Source organism: Alphaproteobacteria bacterium (assembly GCA_015231795.1).
Lineage (GTDB): Bacteria > Pseudomonadota > Alphaproteobacteria > Rhodospirillales > WMHbin7 > WMHbin7.
The window spans coordinates 24114-30391 of record JADGAX010000016.1; the positions used below are offsets into that span (position 1 = coordinate 24114).

The following is a 6278-nucleotide window of genomic DNA, read 5'->3' on the forward strand; positions in this document are numbered from 1 at the left end:
GCCTGACCTCTTATGATTCTTGGGCGCGGGCAAGGGCGGTCTGCATGGCGCGCCTTAAATGGACGCGGATATTGTCTCGAAGATATGGTTTCGAGAAACCATGGTGCGGCAGCGGGTTGATTTCCCGGCTGGCCATGTCCGCCAGTTCCGTCAGCGCCGCCTTGGTCAGTTTCTTGCCAATCATGGCCGACACGGTATCGACCAGTTTCACCGGTCCTTCATTGACCGCGCCTATGGCGATACTGGCTTCGGCGCAGGTTTCAAGATCGTCTTCAAGGCGAAGCGTCAACGCCATCACGGCAATGCCGAATTCCAAACCGCCGCGCACGGTCGATTTGTGATAGCCCCAACCCATGTGCGGCTTGGCGGGCGGCATGTGAACAAAACGCAGCATCTCGCCGGGATTGAGCGTCATTGGCCGCAAACCGTCGCCCGTGAACAAGGCTTCGATGGGCATTCTCACCTCGCCGCCCGATCCCAGCACCGTGACGTCGGCGCCCCAGGCCATCAAGGCGGGCGCGATATCGGACATATAGACCGACCAGCAAACTTCCTTCTTATTCTTTGGAAATGGGTAACAGCAGTCGCCGCCCCTTTTGTAGCAAGGTTCGACGAACTGAAAGTCATGCTGCTGGTTCAAGTAAAGGCAGCGGGTTTCCTGGCACAGATTGCCGCCCAAGGTCGCGCGTTGCCTTATCTGGTTTCCCGCCACCGTATGGGCGCTGGCCGCCAGAATGGGGGCAGCCCCGACCACCAAAGCGCTGTGCTCGATTTCGGACAATGTGGTCAGCGCGTCGATCCTCAACCAGCCGTCCGCGCCAACCGCCATCGGCTCGCGCGGAATGCGGGTCAGGCTGATCACATGGGCTGGCTTGGCGATGCCGATGCGCATGTTGGGGATCAGATCGGTGCCGCCCGCCATGAAACGCGCTTCGGCCTCGATCTCATGCAGGCGGGCAACAGCATCCTCGGCCAGGACGGGGTTTTCATGTTCGAACTCGAACAAAATCATGTCGCGTCCTCCGGCTTGGCGGCATTCATTGCCGACCATCATCATTTCCCCAAGCCTAACCCAATATAGTTTGAAGTGCAAACTATATTGGGTTAGCGCATACGCCTACCGCCCGTTGAATAAACCCCTCAAATTGGCTATCACTGACCCATGAAGGCCAAAAAGCCCTTAACCGAAACTCTGAACGGCGTGAACTTTGCCGGGCTTCGCGACTATATCGGCTATACGACCCGCCAGGCGCAGTCGGCGATTTTCCGTGACTTTACAAAGATTACGGAGGAAGTGGGCCTGACGCCCGGCGAATTCAGCCTGTTGACCCTGATCGGCGCCAATCCCGGAATCAACCAGATCACTCTGGCGGCATTACACAATCTGGATAAATCGACTCTTTCCTTGGCCATCCGCGACTTGAAGCGTCAGGACCTGATCGAAAGCCGTCGCCAAACCGAGGACGGACGCTATTTCGCCCTGCACCTAACCCGTCAAGGAGAGCAGAGGCTGCGCCGCACGACCCAATTGGTTGAAGAGCAGGAGCGGCGCATGGACAAGGTGTTGGCGCCGGGCGAAAGACAGTTGTTGATCGGCCTGATGCGGCGGATATCCAAAGCGTTCGATTGAGAAGAGCAACCGACGCCCGAACGCGGATTAGAACCAGCAGCGCCCGGACGTCTTTGCGCCGATATTACATATCGAAACGGTCGGCGTTCATGACCTTGCTCCAGGCGGCCACGAAATCCTTGACGAACTTTTTCTGTGAATCGCTCTGGGCATAGACCTCGGCAAGTGCGCGCAGTTGCGAGTTGGACCCAAAAACAAGATCGACGCGCGTTGCCGTCCACTTAACCTGGCCGCTGGCGCGCTCGCGGCCCTCGAACAAGTCTTTCGCATCCGAAACAGCCTTCCACTCCGTGCCCATATCAAGCAGGTTCACGAAGAAGTCGTTGGTCAGCGTGCCCGGGCGATCCGTGAAAACGCCATGCGAAGATTGGCCGTGGTTGGCTCCCAGCACCCGCATCCCGCCGACAAGAACCGTCATTTCCGGCGCCGTCAGCGTCAGCAGTTGCGCCTTGTCGATCAGCAATTCCTCGGCGGCAACTGGGCGATCCGTTTTCAGGTAATTCCTGAAACCGTCCGCCTTGGGTTCCAGCACGGAGAAGGAATCGACATCCGTCTGAGCTTGCGAAGCATCGGTGCGACCTGGAGCGAAGGGCACGTCGATGTCATGCCCGGTCTTTTTGGCAGCCGCCTCGATGGCGGCGCAGCCGCCAAGAACGATCAGGTCGGCTAACGATACTTTCTTCTTGCCTGACGTCGCGTTGAATTCCTTCTGAATCCCCCCCAAAGCGGCCAGCGCTTTGGCAAGCTGAACAGGCTGGTTGACCTCCCAATCCTTCTGAGGGGCAAGGCGGATGCGCGCCCCGTTGGCGCCACCACGCTTGTCCGAACCCCGGAAGGTCGCCGCAGATCCCCAAGCGGTCGTCACCAATTGGGAAATCGACAGGCCCGCAGCCATTATCTTGCCCTTGAGCGCCGCAATGTCCTTGGCGTCGATCATCTCATGGTCAAGGGCTGGAACTGGGTCCTGCCACAGCAAGACTTCTGACGGAACTTCCGCTCCCAGATAGCGCGAGCGCGGACCCAGATCGCGATGGGTCAGCTTGAACCAAGCCCTGGCGAAGGCATCGGCGAACTGATCGGGATTCTTGTGAAAGCGCCTGGCGATCGGTTCATAGATTGGATCGAAGAGAAGCGACAGGTCCGCCGTGGTCATCATCGGCCGGTGCTTCTTCGAAGGGTCGTGGGCGTCGGGGATCATGTGTTCCTCCCGCACTCCGGCGGCATGCCACTGCCAGGCACCGGCGGGACTTTTCACCAAGGTCCATTCATAGCCGAAGAGCATGTCGAAATAGCCGTTGTCCCATTTCGTCGGATTGGGCTTCCACGCCCCTTCGATACCGCTGGTCGTTGTGTGCACGCCCTTGCCGGTGCCCAAACTGTTTTTCCAACCCAAGCCCATTTCTTCAAGGGGAGCCGCCTCCGGTTCCGGGCCGACCAGCTTGGGATCGCCAGCGCCATGAGCCTTGCCGAAAGTGTGCCCGCCCGCAACCAGGGCCACGGTCTCTTCATCATTCATCGCCATGCGCGCGAAGGTTTGGCGAACGTCGCGGCCCGAGGCGATCGGGTCGGGACTGCCGTTGGGGCCTTCCGGATTCACATAGATCAGTCCCATTTGCACGGCGGCCAAGGGATTTTCCAGTTTGTGATCGCTGCTATGGCGCTTGTCGCCAAGCCATTCGGCTTCGCCGCCCCAATAGATGTCTTCTTCCGGCTCCCAAATATCTTCCCGCCCACCGGCAAAGCCGAAGGTCTTGAAGCCCATCGATTCCAGGGCGCAATTGCCGGCCAGAATCAGAAGATCGGCCCAGGAAATCTTGTTGCCGTATTTCTGCTTGATCGGCCAGAGCAAGCGGCGCGCCTTGTCCAGGTTGCCGTTGTCGGGCCAACTGTTGACAGGGGCGAAACGCTGGTTGCCGTGCCCCGCGCCGCCGCGCCCATCCGAAATGCGATACGTGCCCGCACTATGCCATGCCATGCGGATGAACAGGCCGCCGTAATGGCCCCAATCGGCAGGCCACCAATCTTGCGAGTCGGTCATTAGTGCAAACAGGTCCTGCTTAACCGCCTGCAGGTCGAGCTTCTTGAACTCATCGGCATAGTTGAACGCTGCGTCCATGGGATCGGACAGGGCAGAATTCTGATGAAGAATTTTTAGGTTCAACTGATTCGGCCACCAATCCTTGTTTGACCGTCCCGCGAAAACAGCGTTGGGGCGGACCCCATGCATCACCGGGCATTTACCGGCGTTCTGCTGGCCGTTTTTGTCCATGGCACTCTCTCCTCATTTGGGGTTCACCTCAAGCGACTGCACTATCTTCCCGGACGCGCATTGCGGCTTCGTTGGCCGTCTTGGCGAAGGAACGACAGCGCATTCTTGCCCGCAGCGACAGGAAACAAGCGATCCACTCCGATAGGGGCTGGAGAGAGTTAGCTCTTTTCAATCAGATAAGTAAAATTGATTATTAAAGTTAGACTGATCGATCGTTTCGATTTAGCTGAAAGAATGAGGAGTATCAGACAGGGTATCCATTGGCGAGGCCTGTATGATCTGGCGGAAAACGGCCGTCTCAGCCTAAGATGGCGTGAAGGGTTGCGGCCAAGAATTGAACCGAGGCGCTGATACATGCATGAAGCAGCCGAACGCCTGCTCGCCATCATTCGGCAAATTCGAGATGATGTTGCCGAGATGTCTGGCAAGGGACTTCGCCTTGCCGAAACGATGCCCGGCAACGATGATCTTGGGAAAATCTTTTTCGATCTGCAATTCTACTTTCTCTTTCTCATGACCGCTGGCGGCGCAGATTCGCCTGCCAAGACCGACCTTTACAATCTGACCTTCGGTACGCGCCTTACTGCCGAGCGCCTTGCAAGTGAGATGAAAAGCCGAGAAGAGCAGATCGCATCCTATGGAAACCAGCCATCCCACCTGATTCGCGCTGGATTCATGGTGGATGCCGCTTTCAAGAACAGCCATTGCGGCGACCGCATGATTCAGAACTTTCAGGAACTCGGCGAGATTTTCTTGTCCAACGCAGGCAATAACGATCCAGACGAGCGAAACCGCCTCGACAAATACATAGCCCTGGCGCGCGAGTGGCAGGCAAGAGCTGCGGCATCTTCTTCCCCTGAACCTGACGCCGCCCCGCCAAGCGCCTCGCCGCCGCAAACGGGCCGCAAGGTCTTTGGGCGCAAAGGCGTCTAGCGCAGGAGGCTCTAATGGAAACGCTATTGGCGAGGGCGATATGACGGGACAATTCACCCTGCCGTTGGTCTTCGATCTGGCGGCGACCTTCTTTTTTGCGATCACCGGCGGACTGACCGCCATGCGCAAAGGCTATGACTTCGTCGGAGTCTTCTTCCTGGCCCTGGTGGTCGGACTGGGCGGCGGCCTGCTGCGCGACGGCCTGTTTCTGCAGCAGATGCCGACCGTGATCGAGCCGCATTATCTGATCACCGTGCTGGTGGCCGTGATCCTCAGCCTGACGCTGGGAGAAATGCTGAACCGCCTTGCCCTGATTTTCCTGTTGGCCGATGCCCTCGGACTCGGGCTATACGCCATGGTCGGAACGCAAAAGGCGTTGTTGGCAGGTCTATCCTGGGTGCCAGCCCTGCTGATTGGCGTCATCAACGCGGTGGGAGGCGGCGTGATCCGCGACCTGATCACCCGCGAGGAACCGCTTGTGTTTCATCCCGGCGAATTCTACGCAGCCGCCGCCTTCGCGGGCGCGGCCCTGTTCGCCGCGCTGGTGGTGGGGCTGGGGATCGCGGCCCAGTGGGCGGCGCTGGCGGGAATATGGCTGGTGCTGCTGATCCGGCTTGCCTCTGTCAAATTCGGCTGGCGGACGCGGGCCGCCCGCGCCCTGATCAGAAGGCCGGATGACCGGGTGTGATGATTAACCACTTGATTTAATTGGCGCGCCATGCAGGAAGAAGATGGGCACTGGCTGCTTTCTGTCCCCCTCCCCTAGGGGACGCCATCGGGACATTTTCTTCCGACATTGCAAAACGCTAGATAAACCGCCATGTTAGGGGACGGGCGCTGTCCCGATATTTGTCCCAGTTGCTGTCCCGATAAGAGGGCGGAAGGGTCCCATGGCGGTCGATAATCTGTACGAAAGAGGCGGGGTTTTTTGGTGCCGGTTCTATGTTCCGGCCAGTGAGCAGAAGCGGCTGGGCAAAAAGGAGATGGCATGGTCCTTAAAAACCGGCGATCCCAAGGAAGCAAAGCGCCGACTGGCCGAAGCGCAGGTGCGCTTCTACGAGCTGATCACGCCCCCTGATCCGATCCGCGAAAAGCTGACCGAGCATTTCGGCATCCCAAAGGACTGGCCCTCATCCAAGGTTGCAGCGGCGCTCGATAAGCTGACCACCGCCGCCAGCCATGCCGACGAGCGCTATGCCGAGAAGATGAAGGAGACGTTCTGGCTGTGGGAGCAGAGCGGAATCTCTGTCGATCTGACAATTGACAGCACAAAGCTGGTTGGCGACCACCGGCCCTTTGACGAGGAGTTCAGGCTTGCCGCCCAAAGCATGGGGCTTGATCCCGGGGCCGTGAAACACATTCCCCACGCCATGACGGGCGGCAAGCAGATGACGACGGCCACGAACACGCTGAGCAAGATTGCCGCGAACTGGGCGGCAGAACGCA

Annotated in this window: 6 protein-coding genes; 4 read left to right on the forward strand and 2 right to left on the reverse strand. The window is 58.8% G+C overall.

All coding sequences use genetic code 11. From position 1 onward, the window contains the following. Positions 1-10: 10 nt before the first annotated feature. Positions 11-1057 carry an FAD binding domain-containing protein gene (locus HQL44_17540; protein ID MBF0270387.1) on the reverse strand — a complete coding sequence of 349 codons (1047 nt, stop codon included), beginning with the start codon at positions 1055-1057 and terminating at the stop codon, positions 11-13. A gap of 105 nt (positions 1058-1162) precedes the next feature. Here HQL44_17540 and HQL44_17545 point away from each other — a divergent pair, with 105 nt between their 5' ends. Continuing rightward, positions 1163-1630: a MarR family transcriptional regulator gene (locus tag HQL44_17545; GenBank protein MBF0270388.1), complete on the forward strand. Its 468-nt coding sequence runs from the start codon at positions 1163-1165 to the stop codon at positions 1628-1630. A 64-nt stretch (positions 1631-1694) separates the two neighbouring features. On the opposite strand, the gene katG is transcribed toward HQL44_17545, so the two are convergent. After that, positions 1695-3899 carry a catalase/peroxidase HPI gene (katG, locus tag HQL44_17550; protein ID MBF0270389.1) on the reverse strand — a complete coding sequence of 735 codons (2205 nt, stop codon included), beginning with the start codon at positions 3897-3899 and terminating at the stop codon, positions 1695-1697. A 354-nt stretch (positions 3900-4253) separates the two neighbouring features. On the opposite strand from katG, the gene HQL44_17555 reads away from it, so the two are divergent. The 3 genes from HQL44_17555 to HQL44_17565 form a co-directional block, all read left to right on the forward strand. Further along, a complete protein-coding gene (locus HQL44_17555; protein ID MBF0270390.1) occupies positions 4254-4832 on the forward strand; it encodes a hypothetical protein in 579 nt (192 codons plus the stop codon). 40 nt (positions 4833-4872) lie between these two features. After that, positions 4873-5520: a TRIC cation channel family protein gene (locus tag HQL44_17560; protein ID MBF0270391.1), complete on the forward strand. Its 648-nt coding sequence runs from the start codon at positions 4873-4875 to the stop codon at positions 5518-5520. A 202-nt stretch (positions 5521-5722) separates the two neighbouring features. After that, positions 5723-6278, forward strand: a 556-nt coding sequence (locus HQL44_17565) for a hypothetical protein (GenBank protein MBF0270392.1), incomplete at its 3' end; no start/stop codon positions are given.